A 20,103-nucleotide genomic window follows, 5' to 3' on the forward strand; every position below is an offset into this window, starting at 1 on the left:
CATATCACCGACACGCATTCCACTTGGCAAAGCGATGCTGAGGAGCGAAAGATTACCGATCAAGCCGTCAAATTCAGACAGCCAGCCCTTATTGCTGGGCGAATTGCCCCTGCGATTGGTAAATGCCGTTTAATTCGCACCAGTGGTACAACCGGAAGAAGTAGTCACGAATATCGCCGGGATCTTCTTCCCACACGGCTCGAAGATCAGCTTCGTAAGGTGTTACGTCGCTGGCAAGAAGCATCGAAGATAGCTTCAGCGCCAATGGCCAATCCGGCTGCGTTATCAGAATGACCGGCAGACCGCAGTCGCCGTGCGTTGTGACCAGCAGCCGAACCGCTTTTTGCTGACAGCGCCAGCGAATCCACCGCTGCTTCCAAAACGCAAGCTGTTCGAAACCATCGATCACCAGTAGTGAATCTGAATCGAGATCGCCAAGCGGAATAACTTCATGCTTTCGCGATGCTGTCAGTCGGACACGTTGCTCGATGAGTCCAAGCTTCGACCAGTGCTGGCTGAGTGTTTCCAGCAACGATGATTTACCGCTTCCGTGGGGCCCAACAATCGCGCCTTGCGCACCTGGCTGCTCAATGGCGGCGATAACGGATTCCAACGAATGCCCAGCCGGAAAGACGAACGGGATCTCTCCGGGACGGGTAAACCGCGTTGAAAAGGGATTACGCCGCATCATCGGCTCGTTTTCTCGACGATCGCTTCGTCGCAATCGGTACCGCTGGTGCCAACTCGCCCAGGTTAAAAGGAACTTCCTCCATGTATTCCTTTCCCTGGTGCATGAAGACGCGCACGCGAACCGCCCAGCGAATCTTGACGATCAGTCCCTGATACGAAAGCGGACTCCGCGGCAATCTTGTTTGAAACTTGCGACGCTTGGTCAGGTCGGCATCGTTCCGATCGATCGGCAAGAGACGCCGAAAGTCGTGGGTAGCCAGGTCTTCTTCGCCAGTCCCCTCGGTATACCAAAGCACGGAAGCTTCGATCGCCTGGACTTCGGACGGGCGAGTTCCTTTGATCTCGAAGCTGGCGATCAGTTCGTCATCTGGTAGATAAGTTCGATTGGGACGATCCAGCGTGATCTCAATCTTGGGTTCGAGGTTCATCGGGCAACCTCCAACTCCGCCGGATAGACGACGATCGGAAAGCTACGACTCAACCGCGTACCGTGATCGGCGTTGATCTGCACGACTAGTTTCCAGTGGATCGCATTGTGATCTGACTTAAAGCTGTGCATACAACCTTCAGGCACTTTAAGCTGATAGTCCGCCTCGAACGGCAGCCCTGGCTTGATTTCAAATCCCTTGGCAGCGGCGACCTCCTCTTCGACCACGCGTTTCGTTTCGCTACGAACGTCTGTCCCCTGCAAGAATGTGGCCGCTTCCTCGCAGACAAGCAAGATCTGCAGTTGCCGAACCTTCATTTTTCCTGCCTGAGTAACGAATACGCGGTACTCTTTACCAGGATAAAGGGGATGGTTCGAGATTTCCAAGCCGGTGGGTCCTACTCGCGTGTGCGCGGTGACCTCGCGCAGAAACTTAGAGATCGCCGCCAATGCAATTCCAATGGTTGGCAGCGAGATGATCGTCAACATCCAGTCCGGTTTTCCGGCCAGATGGTTACCCAATGCGGCGATGAAGAACACGCCTGCCATACCGCTCCACAATAGACTGAAAATAAGCGTGGCCAGCAGCCACCATCCGGGCGAAACCTCGATCGGCAAGCGGAATGCGAGACGCACGCCGGGGCTGTTGGTCAGATTCGCATCATTAGGAATCGATGGATATGTCGTAGCGGGCATGGCTTCCCGGAGAAGCTCTAACGTTTTGGCTTTCTTCGCGATCGCGGCCCTTCGTTCGACCGATGTCCCCATAAGCAGCAGCGTATAAATCAGCCCGATGCCACCAATGACGATGAATGAAACCAGCACCAGAAAGATGACCCACAGTCCCCAGGCCGGGGTTCGCTCTAAGACGACGCTCTGACCGGGGCTGTCGGGATCGTACCAACAGGGATAGATCCAGCCCGGTTCGTACCCATTAAGCCGATCCCAGGCCGCCTCTTCCGTAGAATAAGTAAGGGGCGATCGTCGGAGCGACCAACGATGGTGTTGCCGCTGGGGCAAATCCAATGAGACCAGGGCTTCAGGTTGATAGCGGGGATAGTCTTCGGTTCCGAGTTGGACTACTCGGATTTCCTGAACCGTGCACTCTCCTTCCACGTAGGCGACTTCCGGAAACATGGTCCGGATCGGCCAAGTTTCCAACATGGTCGAGGCGACGGTCATTGCTGTGAAAATGACGCCGAAAAAGAAAATCGCTGAGAAAAAGAACGTTTCCCCGACACTGGCTACGACACGCGAAACCGTACGGCGCGAACCGCGTTTTTTCTCCCAGATGCGAAACCAGCGAGGCATACGATATCTTCAGATTTCCGAAGAAGCCACAATTCAAGGAATGTCGCGCAAGGACCTTCCGTTTGGCGATCGGTACCTTGGCGCGATACCATGCTAAATATAACTGGATTCACCACTTCGCGGCACCGACTCCCTTCAGGTTTCTCCGATGATTACTCGCCGTTTCTGCCTGATTACCGTAACGTTGACCCTTGGTGTGGTTGCTTTCGCCTTGAGAGTTCAAGCCGGGGATTGGCCTCAAATCCTCGGCCCTCAAAGAAATGGCCATGCGGAAGAGGAAAACCTGCTCGATCAATGGCCCAGGCGGGGCCCCACCGAGGTTTGGAAAAAAGACCTTGGTAGTGGTTACGCTGGCCCCGCCGTCGCAGATGGTGTGGTCTACCTGTTCCATCGCCAAAGCAACTCCGAACTTCTCGAAGCGGTCGAACTGAAGACCGGTAAGAAGATCTGGTCGCGCGACATGCGGGCATCGTATCAGGCTTCGATCAATCCCGACGACGGCCCCCGCTGCGTGCCGGTGGTGACCAAAGACGCAGTCATTGTTTACGGTGCCGCAGGCTTTTTGCGCAGCGTAGATCGACAAACAGGAAAGCTACGGTGGGAGGTCGATCTGGCCGGCAACTTCGGCGCTCCGGACGGATATTTCGGGGCAGGCAGTACCCCAATCGTTTTCGAAAAGTCCGTACTGGTAAATGTGGGGGGACGCAACGGGGCAGGAATCGTGGCGGTGAACCTGGAAGATGGCCAATTTCAATGGAAGTCCGTCGATGATGCGGCCAGCTATTCCTCGCCCGTGATGGCCAAGATTGCCGATCGCCCCTACGCCGTATTTGTAACGCGGCTACAAACCGTGGTGGTCGATCCCTTCACAGGAAGTGTTCTATATGGATTTCCATTCGGGGCGAGAGGTCCAACCGTGAACGCCGCGACACCAATCGTGGCTGGCAACAAACTCTTCGTTACTGCCAGTTACGGAGTAGGGGCCAAACTGGTTGAACTTGAGAAAACCCAGTTCAAACCGATTTGGGAAAACGACGACACCCTCTCCAGTCAATACAACACGCCGGTTCTGGTAGGAGATTACCTGTACGGGATTCACGGACGCGAAGATTTGGGTTCGCCGGAACTACGATGCGTCGAACTAGCCACCGGCCGTGTAATGTGGTCAGAACAATTGCCAGGGACGGCGCACCTGATCTATGCGGATAGGAAGTTGATCGCCGTGACCAATGAAGGGACAGCGATCCTGTTTCTTCCCGATGAAAAGAAATTCGCAGAAATCAGCCGCTTCCGCGCGAGCAACGACATCGTCCGTGCGCTGCCCGCGCTAAGCGGTGGATATTTGCTTGTTCGCGAAACGGGTACCCGGGGAGGTCCGATTCGCTGTTTTCAGATTGGCAAGTCCCCATAGCCAATCAGTCGAACGGGGACGCCAGGTTTGTGCTGCGAACGTTTCGTGGGACTCGTTAAACGGCAACGGCCGTGGCGCGAGCGAGTTGGCGAGTGTGACGATAGAACCCGACGCCTTCCAGCGCCGAATAGACCTCGTCGAGGGTCTTTTCGCCGAAGTTGGAAATACTCAACAAGTCGGCTGGTGTGCAATTCAGCAGATCGCGAACGGTGAAGATGCCCTTTTCCTCAAGGCAATTTGTCGTGCGGACGGTCAAACCGATTTCCGCCGTACTCATTTCCAGCTTGGCCAACAGGTCGTCGTGTTGTTGGTCAGCCGCATTCAGAGGAATTCGTGGCATGGGTTCCCTCCCTATCGCAAATGGAAAAGTGAAAATGGTAGTGGTTCATCCCTAGAACCACCTTTTCGTGGTCGCTCAACGTATGGCCGGAGTCATGGGTCCTGGCCGATGGGTCTCGCGACGCGATCGCGTTTACTATACTCATTTCTTTAGAATTGAATACCAGTTTCGGAAAAATTTACGGAAACTACCTAAGTGATGCTAGCGATCCTGGTTTGCCAGGCACGCTAGCATTCTTTCGATAGGTTGATGGATGACCGATTATTTATTTGAGGGACTGACCAGCAGCCAACGGGAAGCCGTTTCTCATGTCGACGGACCAATCCTCGTCCTGGCCGGCCCTGGCAGTGGAAAGACGCGCGTCGTCACTCATCGCATCGCGCACATGCTGCGTAGCGGTGTCTACTCATCGCAGATCGTTGCGCTCACGTTTACCAATAAGGCCGCTGAAGAGATGCGATCCCGCGTCCAGCGGTTGGCTCCCGAAAGCACCGTCTGGGTTAGCACCTTCCACCGATTCTGTGCGCGGCTGCTCAGGGCCTATTCCAGCCTGGTGGGACTCGAGTCGAACTACACGATCTACGACACCTCCGACTCGCTTCAAATTCTTAAGCGTGCTCTTCAGACCGAAGAAATTTCGATGTCGCACGCGACCCCTGAGAAAGTTGCCAAGGCGATCAGTTGGGCCAAGAACAACATGGTTCTGCCTGAAAGATACGAAGCAAATTCCGCCAACGCGATCAGTTCGATCGTGCAAGACGTCTACCCGGAATACCAGCGGCAGCTTCGCGCGGCCAATGCCGTTGACTTCGATGACATGCTCATGCTGGTCGCCCAGATGCTGCAGGAAAACCCCGACCTACGGGCAGCGCTCGACGAACGCTTTCGCTATATCCTGGTCGACGAGTATCAGGACACCAACCTGGTGCAGTACTTGCTCGTGCGGTCTCTTTCCCAACAGTATCCCAACCTGGGTGTTACCGGAGATCCTGACCAGTCCATTTACGGCTGGCGAGGAGCGAACCTGAATAACATTCTCGACTTTGAAAAAGACTTCGATCGGGTCAAAGTCGTTCGCCTGGAACAGAACTTTCGGAGTACGCCCAACATCCTTTCCGTGGCGGATCAGCTTATTGGTCACAACAAGCGGCGCAAGAAAAAGTCTCTTTTTACCGACCATGCACCAGGGCAACCGGTTCGCTTGTTGACGTATACGACCAGTCACGAGGAAGCGCAAGCGATCGCGACGCGTATCGCGACGTATGTCGCTCAAGGCAAACGTCGTCCGCGTGACTTTGCGATCTTCTATCGCGTGAACGCACTATCGCGTGCTTACGAAGAAGCCCTTCGCCAGCAGGGCATTCCTTATATGATCGTCAGTGGCGTCGAGTTCTATCAGCGTAAAGAAATCAAGGACGTGCTGGCCTACGCCATGCTGATGAACAATCCGCGAGACGACGTGGCGTTTGCGCGAATCGTAAACACACCTGCCCGCGGCATTGGCAAGTCGACGATCCTCAAGCTTCAGGTCCACGCGTTGGACCATGGCATTTCGATGATGGATGCCGCCCGTGAGGCAGGCATGATCGACTCGCTGAATAAACGAGCCGCCGTCGCGGTTGCCAAGTTTGTCGCCATCTTCGATCGAATTTCACTGAAGATCAACGAGCCCGTGGAAGAGATCCTCGGGGCGATCTTGAGCGAGACAGGCCTCAGAGCCCAATACGAAAACTCCGACGACGAAGAGGACCTTTCCCGGCTTGAAAACATCGACGAGCTTCTTTCATCGGCCCGGGAATTCGATTTCCAGCACCCTGAAGATGGTACCCTCGAGCAGTACTTGGAAGATAAGGCACTGGTCAACGAGACCGATGAATTCGACACGGCCCTCGACCGCGTCACGCTGATGACGCTTCACGCGGCCAAAGGACTCGAGTTTCCCCACGTTTTCATGGTGGCCATCGAAGAAGGGTTGCTGCCGCACGAACGTTCGAAAGATTCAGATGCACAACTCGAGGAAGAGCGACGCTTGATGTTCGTCGGGATCACCCGGGCCCAGCAAGAGCTAGAACTCAGCACCGCGAACCAGCGTGACTTCCGCGGCCGCCGCATGATGACCGTCCCGAGCAAGTTCCTCTTTGAGCTCCCACGCGAAGAGATGGACTTTCAGGCCGCCTTGGGGCGATATGCGCCGACATCCCAGCAATGGGACGATATCCACGAGATTCCCGAAGATGACTACAGCCAGATTGGCAAATCGGGCGATATTTCTGACGACTCGCCAAGCCATGATCCTTCACCCCAGACTAAAATGCTGATGACCGCAGCCGACATGGTGAAAGGTCCGAGTTCGTCGAAACCGAAACTGAATCCGGACAAATTTCATCAATCCATGCCCGTCATTCATCCGACCTACGGATTGGGCAAGATCATTGCCATGAGTGGCGAAGGAGCCAAACGCACGGCTACGGTTCAATTCGTCACTGGCCAGCAGAACAAATTCGTCCTCGCCTATTCGGAACTCCGACCCGCCTCTTCCCCTTGAGCTTAGCCCATGAGTGATCGCTTCATCAAAGTAGCCCAGCTGAAAACCGTCGAAGCGTTTCGTGATCGCCTGACGCAGTTGGGGCTCAGCCTGCCGTGCGATGATTCGATTCTGACACGGGACCAAGGCTCGCCGATGGCTGCTCCGCTACCGACTGAGGGCTTCACGATCGGCAATCGCTGGTGCATCCACCCTATGGAAGGCTGGGATGCGAATACCGATGGATCGCCGACGGAGTTTACGATTCGTCGCTGGGAAAATTTTGGGCGAAGCGGCGCCAAGCTGATTTGGGGTGGGGAGGCTGCCGCCGTTCAGGAAGATGGCCGGGCAAACCCCAATCAGACGCTGGGGACCGAATCGAATCGCTTCGGCCTGGAGAAGCTTTACGACTCGCTCGTCAACGCGCACAAGAATGAGATCGGCGATCCTTCCGACTTGATGATTGGGCTGCAACTGACCCACTCGGGACGCTACAGCCGCCCCAATCAAAAACAGATCGCCGAACCACGCATCGCCTATCATCACCCGATTCTGGATGCCCGAGTCGGCATTGACTCGGATGATGACCGTGCAATCTGGACCGACGCCGAGCTTTACCAACTGATCGAAAACTACGTTACCTCGGCGAAGATCGCTCAACAGCTTGGCTTTCACTTCGTGGACGTCAAGTGTTGCCACGGCTACCTGCTGCACGAGTTCCTCAGTGCCAGGTCTCGTGCTGGCGAGTTTGGCGGCGACTTCGAAGGCCGAACTCGGCTCTTGCTGACTATCATCCGCCGCATTCAGCAAGAGTGCCCAGGGCTGATGATTGGCGTTCGGCTGAGCGTATTCGACTTGATTCCATTTCATGCGGGGCTCGAAGCCGGCGAACCGATCGACTTCCAAGACCTGCTGCCCTATGAGTACGGCTTCGGTGTTAACGCCGAGAATCCTTTGGAAATGGATCTGAGCGAACCGATCCGGTTGATCAAACTGCTCCACGAATCGGGCGTCTTCTCGGTCAACCTTTCAGCCGGCAGCCCCTATTACAACCCGCACATCCAACGCCCAGCCATCTTTCCCCCGAGCGACGGCTATCCGCCACCGGAAGACCCTCTAGTGGGTGTTGCCCGTCAGGTCGAAGCAGTTCGCGAGGTTAAGAATGCGGTGCCGGAAATGATGATGGTCGGTACCGGCTACACCTATTTGCAAGAGTATCTTCCCCACGTCGCTCAGGCCGTGGTTCGCGCTGGCTGGGTCGACAGCGTTGGCCTGGGGCGCATGGTGCTTTCCCTGCCCGAGCTGCCGCAAGTGACACTTGAAGAAGGCTCGATGCCGCGTAAGAAAGTGTGCCGTACGTTTAGCGACTGTACCTCGGCACCGCGAAATGGAATCATCTCGGGGTGCTATCCACTCGATCCATTCTATAAAAAACTACCTGAGTTTCAGCAACTGAAAGACGCCAAGTCGGCTGCTGCGAAATAGGATCTTTTACGACTGAGCTTTACTCAGTCTTCATACGCTCCGAAATCAGCCGCCGCGATGCCCCCGCTTCGATCATGACGCGAGACGGCTGGTGACCACCGCATGATTTGACCACTTTTTCTCCGGGTTTCACAGTCCCAATGGGTGATTCGCGCGGGTCTCAGCGGTATACTCAGAGGCAGATGTTGATTCGTCCGAGGGGAAACGAAATCGCATCTAGATTTGGGCAAAACATTGACGGTTGATTTCTTCAGCTCATGTGAATGTTGCCGACAGTCTGAGAGCGTAACCACTAGGAATGATAGACAAGCCATGCGCGCTTATTTGACGGTCCAGGAAGGTCCTGCCCAGGGGGAAATCATCACGGCCGAGCAAGGCTCGATGTTTCGAGTTGGCCGCCAGGCAAATGCCGATTTATCCATTTCGGATGATCGGGCCATGTCGGGACTTCATTTCGCACTTCTCTGTGACAAGTCTCGCTGCCGCATTCGTGACCTGAACAGCACCAATGGTACGTTCGTCAACGGCATTCGAATTAACCTCGTTGAACTGCACGACCGCGATACGATTCGCGCTGGCAATTCCGAGTTTCAAGTACGCTTTGAAGGTGAGATCACAACCACGGTTGTCGATCCCCTTATGTATCCCGAAATTCAACGCCTTCGTGAGAAGGATGCTCAGAAATTAGCAGAAGGCAAGAAGCCATTTGCTCCAACAGCACAGGCCATGAGCCCAAGGGCTCTGGAAGCGACCGAGGCGCTGGAATCGACGGACGAGTATGGTCATGAAATCGAGCAACTCGCGAAGAAGATTTCCGCTGAAGTCGAGAACGAAGATTCCAAGATTAGCGACGCGGAGGCTACTCGCAGAAGTGACTCTGTTCGCATCCTTCGTCTGAACGTCACTTTCGAAGACGCGACCGGCAAGCGGCACGTTTGGCTGATTCCAGGACAAACAGTCATCATTGGGCGCAATCAGATGGCCGACGTCACGGTCGTTGGCGATGCTTCGATTTCAGGAATGCATTTCGGCCTCGATTGCGAAGAGAAACGTTGCCGCCTGCGTGATCTTCAAAGCCAGAACGGAACCAAGCTGAATGACGTTGGTGTTCCGTATGCCACGATCTACACCGGTGACAAATTTGTTGCCGGCAAGACCGAGTTTCATGTCACCATCGATGGTGGCGAGGAAGCACCCGATGCCCCCTTGCGAACTTGGGTTTTCGAAGACCTGGTTCGACGCAAATTCGCTACCTTTTTCGCCAAGGATGTTGGAGAGAACTACCATCTGATCGATGCCGTGGGTATCGAGCCGATGCCGATTGAGTTTCTCCGTCGAATTGCCCGCCATCGCGACGTGGGTGCGATCGTTGATACTTCCAAAGTCAGTACGGAACCTTGGGAAGCACATTCGGAGCGGACATTCGTCTGCGAAGATTCACACGCGAAGGTCTTTCACATTGCCGACATCGAGAAGGTAGTCGACGAACTGCGGGACGCTTGGGGTAAAGACGCATTCGCTTTCATCTTTCCTCACGAAGGGCATGAGGAAGTCATTGCCGCCTATCCGGAAGCTGTTGCCAAGTATCACCAGGAGGCCGATTCAGACTCCCCAGATTTCGGAAGTGCTGGCGACTGGGTCAAATGGCTTTGTGATCACCCAAAGCGAATCTCCGATCTTATGCCCAATGCAGAGGCTGTTTTCATTCAACACCCGGACCCCAAACGCTGGCGTCTCCTTTGCGAAACCGACTTCATCACACGATTGAATCGGCTTGGCTATCTCCCGTCGAAACCCTCGGCTCTGGATGAAATGGCCAGCCCGGATTAATAACTACTTCTTTCCTTCGGCCCGACGTTGCCGAAAGAACTCAGTCAGGACCTGGCCGCAGCGATCCTGCAACACCCCGGAAACGACCTCGCAGCGATGGTTTAGTCGGGAATCGCTCAGCATCTCGTAGAGCGAGTTGACCGCTCCCGCTTTGGGATCGCGTGCTCCATAAACCACCACCGGAATGCGAGCTTGAAGGATTGCCCCAGCGCACATAGGACACGGCTCGAGGGTAACGTACAAGATACAATCTTCCAGCCGCCAACCCCCAACGGCCTCGGCAGCCTGGGTGATGGCGATCATTTCGGCATGAGCGGTAGGATCTCGTAGCATCTCTCTCTGATTGTGCGCCGCGGCTATGATGCTCCCCTCGCGCACAATAACGGCGCCAACCGGCACTTCATCACTGCGAGCGGCCAACTCGGCCTGCTGCAGAGCCATCTGCATATACATCTGGTGCAGTTGCGGTAACTCGAATTGGCCAAGAATGTCGGAATCCGTCACGCAGCTTCTTTCCCAAAAAATAAAAAGAGACATCCTTTCGCGGTTGAAAGGATGTCTCTGAATGTACTGAACGTCAGCTGGCGCGTCACGACCTTACGGTAGATCTTCCTCACTTAGCGCGTCTTGCTGCCAGTTGCCAGTGGTCGTATTGCCATTGGCGAAGTAAGTAGCCGACGCACCACGCAGCCGGGCATCGCGACCATCGCTGGTCATCAAGCGGCCGTAAACATCGGCTTCAATTTCTGTATTGACGACTTTCACGGAACCGTCAACGAAGGTCATCAAGACCGTGTCGCCGTGATAACTTGATGGAAGGTAGTCGCCTCCGAGCGGGTCAGCAAGATTACCTTGAGAAATGGGGCCACCCGTTGTGGAGAAAGCATCGTTCCACAACAAGGATGCGTCCGACTCGTTGATTTCTTCATTCCACTTCACGCCGGCACCAGAGGCACCAAAGCTCGGGATACGAACGCGTTCGCTAATCAGCAATGTATTGGCCAAACCATCTTTGAACTTGGACCCGGTCATTTTCACTTCGTTTTGTTCATTCGTTCCATCATCCAAGTTGCTCGCATCACTCCAGGCCCCGTTGGCTTCCAGATCGAGGGCATCGGTGAGGTCTGTCGTGTTGTTCAGAAAACCGCCGTTGGCGTAGTAGCTAACGGGATTGGTTTCGGCAGGATCCAGTGGATCGCTCGGACAGACTAATGCCTGGATGACCTTGTCGTCCAGGTTTCTCGGATCATACGCGGCGTAAGTGCCGTTGCCTGCGATGTAGAGTTCATTCAAGTCCTGGCGATCAAGTTGGCTTAGCAGTGGAACAACCCAGCCGACGATTTCATTCGTATTGTAGGCAGCTTTTGCGCCCGAACCGACATTCTTCGACCACGATCGATGTGGAGGCATCTCGTTGCGGGGATGCGAATTCATCTTGGATTGCACAGCCAAACCGATCTGCTTCATGTTGTTCATGCAGTCGGCTCGGCGGGCCGCTTCACGGGCCATATTGACGGCTGGAAGTAGTAAGCCTGCCAAGATTCCAATAATGGCAATCACGACTAGCAATTCAACCAGCGTGAAGCCGTGTCGGCGGTTGATCATTTCCGGAAATCCTTAATGGGTGATAAGTCACTGACGAGCGTGTCTTTTGAAGTGCTAGGCCGCCTTAAGTATCACCCATTCGTGTCCAAATGTCGAGTACTTTGTCAGTCGCGGAAAGAAGCCGCAAACCGTTCTGAGATAACGATTTTGCTGAATTCAACAAGCTTTTTGAATTCGCAACCTAAGGGAAGTTTATTGCAATCGTAACGATTTCCTTTCCGACACTCTGTTATGAAGCGGTGTCTGAGTGAAAACTTCTACCTTGGAATGACTTGTGAACCCCGAAAAGAATATCTGGCTGGACTTGCTCGAGCGTTGGCCCAAGGACATGCCCCAAAAGGGGGTCATCATGACCGAGCTTAACGAATCGATTCCTTTCGTCGGTTTCGCCTACGACGACCACATGGTCGTCGTCCAACGCCAAACTCCCGACGCGATCGGGGCACGGCAAGCGATCATTCCCTTCAGTTCCATCAGTTACATGAAGATTACGGCGATCGTTCTTCCTAAATCCTATACGGAGTTTGGATTTAAGGGGGCTCTACCCAAGGTCTGATGAAGTCGATCTTCCTCGATTACAACGCGACAACCCCCATCGCACCAAGCGTCCAAGAGGCGATGCTCCCCTTTATGGCGGAGTACTTTGCCTGCCCTGACGGGATGTATGCGCGAAGTCGTGCCATTGACGAGGCGCTGGAAGATGCCCGTGGACAAGTCGCGCACCTATTGGGTGCCACTAGCGACGAAATCATCTTCTGTGCTTCGGGAACCGAAAGTTGCAATCTGGCGATCAAGGGAGTCGTTCAGCGTTATCTTGCCCAGCGGCAGCCATGCCATATCATCGTTTCCGCCGTCGAGCATGCGGCCGTCACCCAGACGGCAAATCACTGCCATGCGATGGGTTGTGAGACTTCAGTCGTTCCGGTCGATCGGCATGGGATCGTATCCGTCGATGCCCTTGCCCAAGCGATACGCACGGATACCAAGCTTGTCTCCGTGATGCTGGCCAATGACGAAACCGGCGTCATTCAGCCGATCGACAAGTTGGCGAAGATTTGCCAGGAACATGAAGTCCTGCTCCATAGCGACGCGTGCCAGGCAGCCGGAAAGATCCATGTAAGCCCCAAGCAGTTGGGAGTCGATTTGCTCAGCATTACGGCTCATAAGTTTTATGGCCCGAAAGGTGCTGCGGCCCTGTACGTCAAACAAGGAACTTCGCTTCAACCCATCATTCATGGTAGCGGTGCCGAGCATTCGTTACGAGCCGGAGCGGAAAACGTGATGGCCTGGGTCGGCATGGGCAAGGCAGCCAATCTTGTGGGACGCAGTATCGATGATGCCGCGGAAAAGCTCACGCATTTGACGCGAAGATTCAGCCGTCGATTGATGGAGTCGATCGTCGAACCTATCGCTATCCACGGGTCGCAGGTCGAGCGAATTCCCAACACTTTATGCGTGAACTTTCCAAACGTGTCGGGCCAAGAGTTACTCAGACGCGTCCCCGAAATCTGTGCGGCAACCGCTTGCAGTGAAACGGTAGGGGGCGGAAACAGCTCGCCTGTGCTGGCCGCCATGGGAGTGAAGGAGACCGATAAGCGTGGGACGATTCGCCTCAGCGTCGGGTGGTATACCTCGGAAGAAGAAATCGATCATGCCGCCGACTTGCTGATCCATGCCTGGGAATCTTTGCGTCATTAAGTTTATTCTTCAGCAATCCATTCAATAGCTGCCTAGTTCACGCAGATCACCCTCTTACGGGCGGCATCGCAGGTATCTGGCGAATCTTCAAATTGCAGATTTGATTCATTTGACGTCGACGCCCAATTCCATTTCGAGCCGTTAAGCCGAGAGTTACGAGATAGACCGCAGGAAGAACGGTTTGCCTGAGAAAACACGTACGACACAAGACGACGCCGCAATTACTACTTGTGAGGACAGTAATCCACCCTTACGCATGAGTATACGTTAATGCGTTCCGGTCGCGTTCCTGTTAGTTTCCGCTTTTATCGCGTACGTTTAATCCCACTCCAATATTGCTGTTTCGATAACGAATCCACTTCTGGGCATAACGCACGGAAGTAGAGGCCCCTTCGACTGCCAGTAACGAAATGAGGCTTCCGAAATGATCGTCAAATCCCACAACGTTTTGATCGATACCGAGACCATTTCCTTTGCTCTGATGTACCGCTGCTTGGAATGCGATAACATCGTTCACGGCACAAAAAACAGTTCGAGTGAACTTGTCTGCGAGAACTGTCGCTGTCATCTAGAGGAAGATGACGAGATTGCCTATCGCCTGGAGGGTGACAACTAGTCACCTAGGGGCAATTCGCATCGAGGACGATCCACACGATTTAGGTCGCAGTCTAAGTGGCTCCGCGATTTGACCTGGTGTGCTGATGGAAACGTTTGGCGAAAGCTCAGAAACGTGGCACTACGCTTCTGCACTTTTCGCGTCCGGTGCACTGTCGGCCGAGGTGGCTCCGAAATTAAAATCCTTGAAGTTCAAACGATCAATTCTACCTGCCAACAGGTCTGCCAGCGGGCGGGTCATTTCAAATTTGGCAAACAAGATCTTCATGATCGCGGTCATAGGAACAGCCAGGAACATGCCGATCATTCCCCAGATGAGCGACCAGAACATCAACGCCAACAGGATCGCGATGGGATGAACGTCGAATGAATCTCCCATCATTCGTGGTTCGATCACGTTCCCGCTAATGATTTGCACAGCTGAAGAAAGGAAGATGACGAGCGTCATTCCCCACCAAGTCATTTCGGGATCGAGAACGATCAAGGGTAGCGGCAACAAGCACGCAAGGATTGGCCCAATGTTGGGGATGAAATTGAACAGGAAAGCCAACAACGCGAATACGGCGGCAAGAGGTATGCCGAATATCCAGAGGACGAAGCCAAACGCGAGCCCTGTAAAGAACGAGATCAGCGACTTCGTCAAAATGTATTCTCGAATTTTGGTGTCGATCTCTTGCCACGTATTTTCCGGCAATGAGACTTGGGAACTCCCGAGAAGCAAGAAGAAGAGGAAGATCATAACCATGGTACTCGTCTGAATAAAGTACCACATCGAGTCGGTCATCTTGCTCAGACTCTTTTTGATGTTGTCGTTAATGAATTCCGAGAAACCGCCCTGCGAGTTGCTCGTCTGGTTGTTTTGTTCTTCAATGGTTCCGGCCATGGGCCGGGCCGCCGCATCAACATCCGGCGTATCCTCGGCGCTGGCAACGTCACTTGAGGTGGTCCCAGATGACGGAAGCAAACTTTGAAAAGCAAGATCAGGATTCTTTACCCAAGCAGGTAGCCAATTAACCCAGGCCTCTGCTCCCTTGACATATTTGCTCCCGTCTTGCTTCAGTTGGGCCACGGAAATCCAGATGATGCTCCAAAGCACAAATATCAGGCCAAACCCAATAATCGACGCGATCAGCACGGCGACCAGGCGAGTCGTAGAAAGTCGATTTTGGATGTTCGACAGCACTGGCGTCAAACCACTGACGATAAAAATCGCCAGCACAAACGGGATCAAGACCGCTTGCAACCAATACAGTGCCCACAGCGTCAGGACACCGACAGCAATTGCCTGGCAAATCGTCTGCCGACGCATTTCGACTTCAATCGCAGCAAAACGAGACATAGAGACCTTCGGTTCTAGGTTGCGGGTGTCATTCCAAGTCTTCCCGATCTACCAGCGGCTCGAACAATAGAACGGTTATCAAAAACAGAATCCATCCCAATATCATGATCGATCCGCCGACTGGGACAATCATCGTTAGTTGCGTCATTCCCAAAGCGGAAATCAAATAAAGCGTTCCGCTAAATAGCGCGACGCCAAGCACCAGCGACAAGGCCGCCACAAACCCCAACACTTGACCGCGGGCGGAAATGGCCATCACTACCCCCAACCCAATCAACGCCAAGCCATGATACATGTGATATTTCACACCAGTCTCGTATTGGGAAAGTCGCTTGGCCACTTCCGCGTTGGGAGCCGGATCGGAAAGTTCATCTCCAGCCACCATGGCGTCGGCTCCGGAAACATCGGACACAATCATCCCGCGAACGGCATGCTCCATTGCGCCGGCAACCACCGCTGTTGCGCCGAAAAGAACACCGAGAAACAGCACAAACTTGGCCACGAGTAACTTCCTCTATGATGCGATTGCCTTGGAGAAAGAGACCTGTCGCTGGCAACTCTACGAAGGTCACTCTTCAACGAAGTCTCCATTGTACGCCAAACTTAGGCATCGCGCAAAAAAGTACCGCCGTGAAAGTCCGAAGACTGTTCACGGCGGCAGGAGGTCATAGTCGATTGGCCGCAAGCGGCGTTATTGGGTGAAGCCGAGTTTCGCTTCTTCTTCCTCTTGGATGATGATTCGAGGAGTCACCATCATCATGAGGCTCTGCGTTTCTCGTCCGATACCAACGTCTCGGAACAGTCGGTTAATGTACGGCAGCTTGCTGAAGACCGGCACACCGCGTTCGCGACGCTCCTCGCTCAGACGCTTAATACCGCCCAGTAGCACCGTACCACCATCTGGCACGCTTACCGTCGTACTTACCGTCACGAAGGAGAACTGCGGCAACTGAATCGTGGTACCTGAGGTAACCGTCTCTTCTTCATCGTTGGTCGTACCACCGTCGGCCGCATCCGGATCTTCAATGGTCGAATCGGTTCGACTGCTAGACGTACCCTCGAAGGTGAATTCTTCGACGTTACCAATTCGGCTGAAGAACGGCACCAAGGTCAGACGGACGAACCGTCGATCTGGTGAAACCACCGCCTGGACGCTGAGCGAAGTACCTTCGTTCAGAACCACGATGACCGGTTGTTGTGCCGCGGCGAAGTCACCCACCACAGGAATCACGCTCGTGACGAACGGTGTTTGCGTGGTATCCGAGACGAATGCCGTTTGACCGTTGAACAAGGTCACCTTGGGAGCCTGCATCACGTTCGATCGCAAGTCACCCTGTGCGGCCTGCATCACGAAGAAGGCTTCGATATCGGAAAGCATGGCGAAACCGAACGTCGCACCGGCAGTCGCTGGAGTCACCAGACCACCGATCGATGGGATCGTGTTTCCGAACAAGTCTTGATTGAACTGAAGATCCAAGTCACCCGTTGGGTTACCCAGCTGGTCGATACCAATCGTGATACTCGGGCTACCCGAATTGTCACGGTTAGGTCCCAAGCCAGTCGTGTTGTCCTGAATCTGGAAGTCGAAGTCGACACCGACGCGTTCAAAGAAGTTGTCGTTCAAGGTGATGAAGCGAACTTCGATGGTAACCTGAAGGTCTTGCAGGCGTCGCAACTGAGCCAAGAGGTCAGCCAGACGATCGTGCACTTCCTGGGTCTGGCTAACAACCAGGCTAAGGTTCGTGCTGAATGGAGCGATCGAACCAGGACCACCCAGCTCTTCCCACGATTCTGGTTCGACGGTCGTCGTGATAAGCTCAATCAGCTGATCGAAGTCAGGCTGAACGCCACCACCGAAGCCGCCAGGACCACCAATGCCACCACCAGGACCGAAGCCCATGTTGCCTTGCGGCTGGCCAGAGACCGGAGGCCCACCACTACCTAAGCCAGGGATGAAACCGTTTGGAACCTGGGCCAGAGCACTGGAGCTGTTGATGTCTTGATTCTGTGCGAACAACGACATCGGATTCGATCCGCCCATCGTACCAACTGGCGAACCAGTGATCCCTTGGCTTTCGTAGGCAGCTTTGATGGCACCTGGAAGGCCCATGTTGTAGCTTGGGACGAAGTTAGGAATCGGCAAAACCAGGTCAGCCACGTTGTAGACCTTCTGGTAAACGTTGCGGCTGCGGAACGATTCGCTGGTGATGACCAGGGCTTCGTCACGAATCACATAGCTCAGACGCAGTGGCTGCAGGATGTGATTCAAAGCACTGTCCAGACGAACCGCTTGCTGCATGTTGATGCTGATCTCGGTGTCGTAGGTCACCCCTTCGGCTTGCAGGCCGCGTGGATCCAACATGACGTTGATGCCGACCATGTTGCCGAGAGTTTCCATGACGCTTTGCAGCGATTGCTTGTTGAACTTGACGTCGACCTTGGTCTTGAGTGCCTTGCGAATCTCGACTTCGTCTTCCGAGATCTGCGAATTCTCTGCCAACCAGCGGCGGCGACGTTCGGTCATGTCTTCCCATTCCGCTTTGTTGCCAAACTGGATTGGGTTGCGATCATCAAACGGTACGGCACTCCATTCGGTGGAATCCAGTGCTGCGAAAACGCCCTCTTCCTTGGCATCTACCAGGGCCATGTTCTGATAGGTGCGACGAGCGAACTTGGACTTCCAGATCAGCGTTTGGACGACTGGATTCTCTGGATCCATTTCGCGTGCCTGGCGGGCAATCACTTCCGCTTCCTGCCAGCGTTGCTGATCCATCAGCTCGTTGAACTGATTGGTCATCTCGGCCAGCTTATCGTCAATTTCGAGCTTGAGGTCGCGATCTTGTTTGATCTCGGTCTTGATCGCAGCGTTGCGCTCGTCGAGTTCGATCTGCGACTTGTTCATGTCGATGTAGGTCTCGAGCGATTCGATGCTGCGATCGACACGCGAGAGAAGTTGCTTCTTAGCGATGGCGTCGATCGACGACTCATCCACCGTGACACGTACCTTCTTCAGCTTGTCCAAAGCTCCCTTAGGATCGACCTCTCGCATGGCGTCGGCCTGCGATTGTTCGCGGGTAACTTCGGCAATCATCTGTCGCAGCAAGACTTGTTGTCGTGCGTCGACTTCTGCCAATGGCGAAGGATTGCTCGTCTGAGCGACTCCGCTGGTCACCGGATTGGTTTGGTATTGCAGGAAGTCTTGCAAACGCTGTCGTGCAGCTGGATCGAGTTGGCTCTCGTACTTCCAGGCTTCTTCAAACAGCTTGCGAGCTTTCACCTTGTCGCCGGCAGTCAGGGCTTGTTCACCCTCTTGCAGATAACGCATTCCTGCCTGGCCGGTTGCGTCTTGCTGGGCCGAAGCAGGCATGTTTCGCGTGTCATCGTTCTGAGGATTGTAGATTCCTTGAGCAACCGGGAATCCGGCACCCATGGGACCTTGCGATCCACTTGCGTGACGAACCGGGCTGGAAGCCTTGGCTCGCGATATTTCCAACATCAGCAAGTCTGGACGAAGGTCCCCCTGTTGATAGTTTCGGTTGTTGAGCGTGCTGGCCTGTTTGGTGAAGGCTTCCGCGGTGCCGATGTCACCACGATCCAGGGCAGCCTTGGCCTGAACCAGGATGGCCTGCTCTTTCGCGTGGGCATTGTTAGCAACGTTCTCGGGAACATTCGGGGAGACCTGATTTCCACCAGCTTCGCCACTTCGGCGTCGCGTGATCTCGGTCAGCAAACGATCTGGAGTGACGCGTGCTCGCTGGAAATCGAGGTTCATCGATTGAACCTGACGAGTCATCTGTTCGGCCAGATCGTATTGGCCGTAAAGCATCAGGCCTTCGGCTTGCTGAAGCAGGACTTCACCAAACTTGTAGGCTGACTGAGGACCAACCGGTGAGGCAGAGATCTGATTGACGGTGCGAATCAGGTAGTCGACATTCTCGGGCGAGTCTTGATGGGATGGATAAACCAGCCCCAAACCTTGAACCTGGCGAACGTGCTTTTCGGCGAGAGCCACATTCCCGCGTGCCAGTTCCAGGCGAGCTTGAAGTAGCATGCGACGAGCCGTTTCGGCGTTGCCTTGCGTCCCTGTTGCCGCTGCGTAGGGATTGGAAGTCATCGCAGGATCAGGGATTTCGTTGATTGTTGGAAGGCGAGTCGGGCTGGTTTGGGCAGCAGGCCCGCCAGCAACAACTTCGCCACCAATCATCGAAGGACGAACGCCTGCGTTTTCCAGGTCTCGGCGGAAAGCCATGACCGAGTAACCGGCCGACTGGAAGTTTGGTCCTGCTTTGGCGGCTTGCTGATAGTAATTCAGAGCCGACATCGTCTGGCCGCTTTCCAAGGCTTCCTTACCTCGTGCCAGTGCTTCGGCTGCCATCTTCTGCTCCATGCCAGGTTCCTGGCCGAGCAGCTTTTGGCCGACGTAGTCTGGGTTCGTTCGGGCAGCCGTCAGATCAGCCAGATCACGAGCCGCCTTTTCGGGCGTGTCGCGAAACTTGCTGAAAGCCGGATCCGCAGGAACATTGAACGACTTGGCTTGCTCGATCAGTGACTGAGCACGTTGGTAGTCACCAGCACGCATCGCATCGCGAGCGGCCTTCAAGACTCCTTCCTGCTTTTGCTGATCATACAGCGAACCTTGTTGTTGACCAGTCGCCGACATTGACGTGACGAGCTCAATCTCGGTCAACGGATTTGCGACGACCCCTTTTCCAGTGCTGAAGCACAGCACGGCAATGAGACCGGCTGTAAGCACACGCGTGGCCAAATTCAACGCGACTCTCCTTGTCTGAACTTGTGGCAGCCTGCGATCCGTGTGTTTTGGGATCGT

The 20,103-nt window shown here is 54.4% G+C and carries 16 protein-coding genes; 7 read left to right on the forward strand and 9 right to left on the reverse strand.

Annotation, left to right across the window (positions count from 1 at the left end; all coding sequences use genetic code 11):
• Positions 1 to 88: 88 nt before the first annotated feature.
• The 3 genes from Pan97_RS19880 to Pan97_RS19890 are packed head-to-tail and all read right to left on the reverse strand — an operon-like array spanning position 89 to position 2,428.
• Positions 89 to 691, reverse strand: coding sequence for a hypothetical protein (locus Pan97_RS19880; protein ID WP_144975650.1), 603 nt, complete (start codon positions 689 to 691; stop codon positions 89 to 91).
• Positions 678 to 1,118, reverse strand: coding sequence for a hypothetical protein (locus tag Pan97_RS19885; RefSeq protein WP_144975652.1), 441 nt, complete (start codon positions 1,116 to 1,118; stop codon positions 678 to 680). The genes Pan97_RS19880 and Pan97_RS19885 overlap by 14 nt, the downstream gene beginning before the upstream one ends.
• A complete protein-coding gene (locus Pan97_RS19890; RefSeq protein WP_144975654.1) occupies positions 1,115 to 2,428 on the reverse strand; it encodes a DUF3592 domain-containing protein in 1,314 nt (437 codons plus the stop codon). The genes Pan97_RS19885 and Pan97_RS19890 overlap by 4 nt, the downstream gene beginning before the upstream one ends.
• Positions 2,429 to 2,576: 148 nt before the next feature.
• On the opposite strand from Pan97_RS19890, the gene Pan97_RS19895 reads away from it, so the two are divergent.
• On the forward strand, positions 2,577 to 3,839 hold the full coding sequence (locus tag Pan97_RS19895) for an outer membrane protein assembly factor BamB family protein (RefSeq protein ID WP_144975656.1): 1,263 nt from the start codon (positions 2,577 to 2,579) through the stop codon (positions 3,837 to 3,839).
• A 55-nt stretch (positions 3,840 to 3,894) separates the two neighbouring features.
• Here Pan97_RS19895 and Pan97_RS19900 read toward each other — a convergent pair whose 3' ends face one another.
• On the reverse strand, positions 3,895 to 4,179 hold the full coding sequence (locus tag Pan97_RS19900) for a DNA-directed RNA polymerase subunit alpha C-terminal domain-containing protein (protein ID WP_105349800.1): 285 nt from the start codon (positions 4,177 to 4,179) through the stop codon (positions 3,895 to 3,897).
• 253 nt (positions 4,180 to 4,432) lie between these two features.
• On the opposite strand from Pan97_RS19900, the gene Pan97_RS19905 reads away from it, so the two are divergent.
• The 3 genes from Pan97_RS19905 (at position 4,433) to Pan97_RS19915 (ending at position 10,018) form a co-directional block, all read left to right on the forward strand.
• On the forward strand, positions 4,433 to 6,724 hold the full coding sequence (locus tag Pan97_RS19905; RefSeq protein WP_144975658.1) for an ATP-dependent helicase: 2,292 nt from the start codon (positions 4,433 to 4,435) through the stop codon (positions 6,722 to 6,724).
• A gap of 9 nt (positions 6,725 to 6,733) precedes the next feature.
• The gene (locus Pan97_RS19910; protein WP_144975660.1) at positions 6,734 to 8,188 is read left to right on the forward strand and encodes an oxidoreductase; all 1,455 of its coding nucleotides are present in this window, start codon (positions 6,734 to 6,736) and stop codon (positions 8,186 to 8,188) included.
• Positions 8,189 to 8,500: 312 nt separating this feature from the next.
• A complete protein-coding gene (locus Pan97_RS19915; protein ID WP_144975662.1) occupies positions 8,501 to 10,018 on the forward strand; it encodes an FHA domain-containing protein in 1,518 nt (505 codons plus the stop codon).
• A 3-nt stretch (positions 10,019 to 10,021) separates the two neighbouring features.
• On the opposite strand, the gene tadA is transcribed toward Pan97_RS19915, so the two are convergent.
• Positions 10,022 to 10,471, reverse strand: a complete 450-nt coding sequence (tadA, locus tag Pan97_RS19920; RefSeq protein ID WP_241676438.1) for a tRNA adenosine(34) deaminase TadA — start codon at positions 10,469 to 10,471, stop codon at positions 10,022 to 10,024.
• 144 nt (positions 10,472 to 10,615) lie between these two features.
• Positions 10,616 to 11,623 carry a DUF1559 family PulG-like putative transporter gene (locus Pan97_RS26910; protein WP_144975666.1) on the reverse strand — a complete coding sequence of 336 codons (1,008 nt, stop codon included), beginning with the start codon at positions 11,621 to 11,623 and terminating at the stop codon, positions 10,616 to 10,618.
• A 274-nt stretch (positions 11,624 to 11,897) separates the two neighbouring features.
• Between Pan97_RS26910 and Pan97_RS19930 the strand changes: the two genes are divergently transcribed.
• The 3 genes from Pan97_RS19930 to Pan97_RS19940 all read left to right on the forward strand — a co-directional run bounded on the left by Pan97_RS19930 (position 11,898) and on the right by Pan97_RS19940 (position 13,937).
• A complete protein-coding gene (locus Pan97_RS19930) occupies positions 11,898 to 12,179 on the forward strand; it encodes a hypothetical protein (RefSeq protein ID WP_144975668.1) in 282 nt (93 codons plus the stop codon).
• Positions 12,179 to 13,321, forward strand: a complete 1,143-nt coding sequence (locus tag Pan97_RS19935) for a cysteine desulfurase family protein (RefSeq protein WP_144975670.1) — start codon at positions 12,179 to 12,181, stop codon at positions 13,319 to 13,321. The genes Pan97_RS19930 and Pan97_RS19935 overlap by 1 nt, the downstream gene beginning before the upstream one ends.
• A 424-nt stretch (positions 13,322 to 13,745) precedes the next feature.
• Positions 13,746 to 13,937, forward strand: a complete 192-nt coding sequence (locus Pan97_RS19940) for a hypothetical protein (protein WP_144975672.1) — start codon at positions 13,746 to 13,748, stop codon at positions 13,935 to 13,937.
• A gap of 120 nt (positions 13,938 to 14,057) precedes the next feature.
• Here the strand turns inward: Pan97_RS19940 and Pan97_RS19945 are convergent, their stop codons facing one another.
• The 3 genes from Pan97_RS19945 to Pan97_RS19955 all read right to left on the reverse strand — a co-directional run bounded on the left by Pan97_RS19945 (position 14,058) and on the right by Pan97_RS19955 (position 20,046).
• Positions 14,058 to 15,275 carry an AI-2E family transporter gene (locus Pan97_RS19945; protein WP_144975674.1) on the reverse strand — a complete coding sequence of 406 codons (1,218 nt, stop codon included), beginning with the start codon at positions 15,273 to 15,275 and terminating at the stop codon, positions 14,058 to 14,060.
• 28 nt (positions 15,276 to 15,303) lie between these two features.
• Positions 15,304 to 15,777 carry a DUF423 domain-containing protein gene (locus Pan97_RS19950; protein ID WP_144975676.1) on the reverse strand — a complete coding sequence of 158 codons (474 nt, stop codon included), beginning with the start codon at positions 15,775 to 15,777 and terminating at the stop codon, positions 15,304 to 15,306.
• Between the two features lie 189 nt (positions 15,778 to 15,966).
• Positions 15,967 to 20,046: a general secretion pathway protein GspD gene (locus Pan97_RS19955; protein WP_165698864.1), complete on the reverse strand. Its 4,080-nt coding sequence runs from the start codon at positions 20,044 to 20,046 to the stop codon at positions 15,967 to 15,969.
• Between the last annotated feature and the right edge of the window lie 57 nt (positions 20,047 to 20,103).

It is taken from the genome of Bremerella volcania (assembly GCF_007748115.1).
Taxonomy (GTDB): domain Bacteria; phylum Planctomycetota; class Planctomycetia; order Pirellulales; family Pirellulaceae; genus Bremerella; species Bremerella volcania.

Excerpts from the sequence above, each read along its gene's own strand:
- Pan97_RS19880 (WP_144975650.1), bottom strand. The coding sequence starts at position 691 with ATGATGCGGCGTAATCCCTTTTCAACGCGGTTTACCCGTCCCGGAGAG.
- Pan97_RS19885 (WP_144975652.1), bottom strand. The coding sequence starts at position 1,118 with ATGAACCTCGAACCCAAGATTGAGATCACGCTGGATCGTCCCAATCGA.
- Pan97_RS19890 (WP_144975654.1), bottom strand. The coding sequence starts at position 2,428 with ATGCCTCGCTGGTTTCGCATCTGGGAGAAAAAACGCGGTTCGCGCCGT.
- Pan97_RS19895 (WP_144975656.1), top strand. The coding sequence starts at position 2,577 with ATGATTACTCGCCGTTTCTGCCTGATTACCGTAACGTTGACCCTTGGT.
- Pan97_RS19900 (WP_105349800.1), bottom strand. The coding sequence starts at position 4,179 with ATGCCACGAATTCCTCTGAATGCGGCTGACCAACAACACGACGACCTG.
- Pan97_RS19905 (WP_144975658.1), top strand. The coding sequence starts at position 4,433 with ATGACCGATTATTTATTTGAGGGACTGACCAGCAGCCAACGGGAAGCC.
- Pan97_RS19910 (WP_144975660.1), top strand. The coding sequence starts at position 6,734 with ATGAGTGATCGCTTCATCAAAGTAGCCCAGCTGAAAACCGTCGAAGCG.
- Pan97_RS19915 (WP_144975662.1), top strand. The coding sequence starts at position 8,501 with ATGCGCGCTTATTTGACGGTCCAGGAAGGTCCTGCCCAGGGGGAAATC.
- tadA (WP_241676438.1), bottom strand. The coding sequence starts at position 10,471 with ATGTATATGCAGATGGCTCTGCAGCAGGCCGAGTTGGCCGCTCGCAGT.
- Pan97_RS26910 (WP_144975666.1), bottom strand. The coding sequence starts at position 11,623 with ATGATCAACCGCCGACACGGCTTCACGCTGGTTGAATTGCTAGTCGTG.
- Pan97_RS19935 (WP_144975670.1), top strand. The coding sequence starts at position 12,179 with ATGAAGTCGATCTTCCTCGATTACAACGCGACAACCCCCATCGCACCA.
- Pan97_RS19940 (WP_144975672.1), top strand. The coding sequence starts at position 13,746 with ATGATCGTCAAATCCCACAACGTTTTGATCGATACCGAGACCATTTCC.
- Pan97_RS19945 (WP_144975674.1), bottom strand. The coding sequence starts at position 15,275 with ATGTCTCGTTTTGCTGCGATTGAAGTCGAAATGCGTCGGCAGACGATT.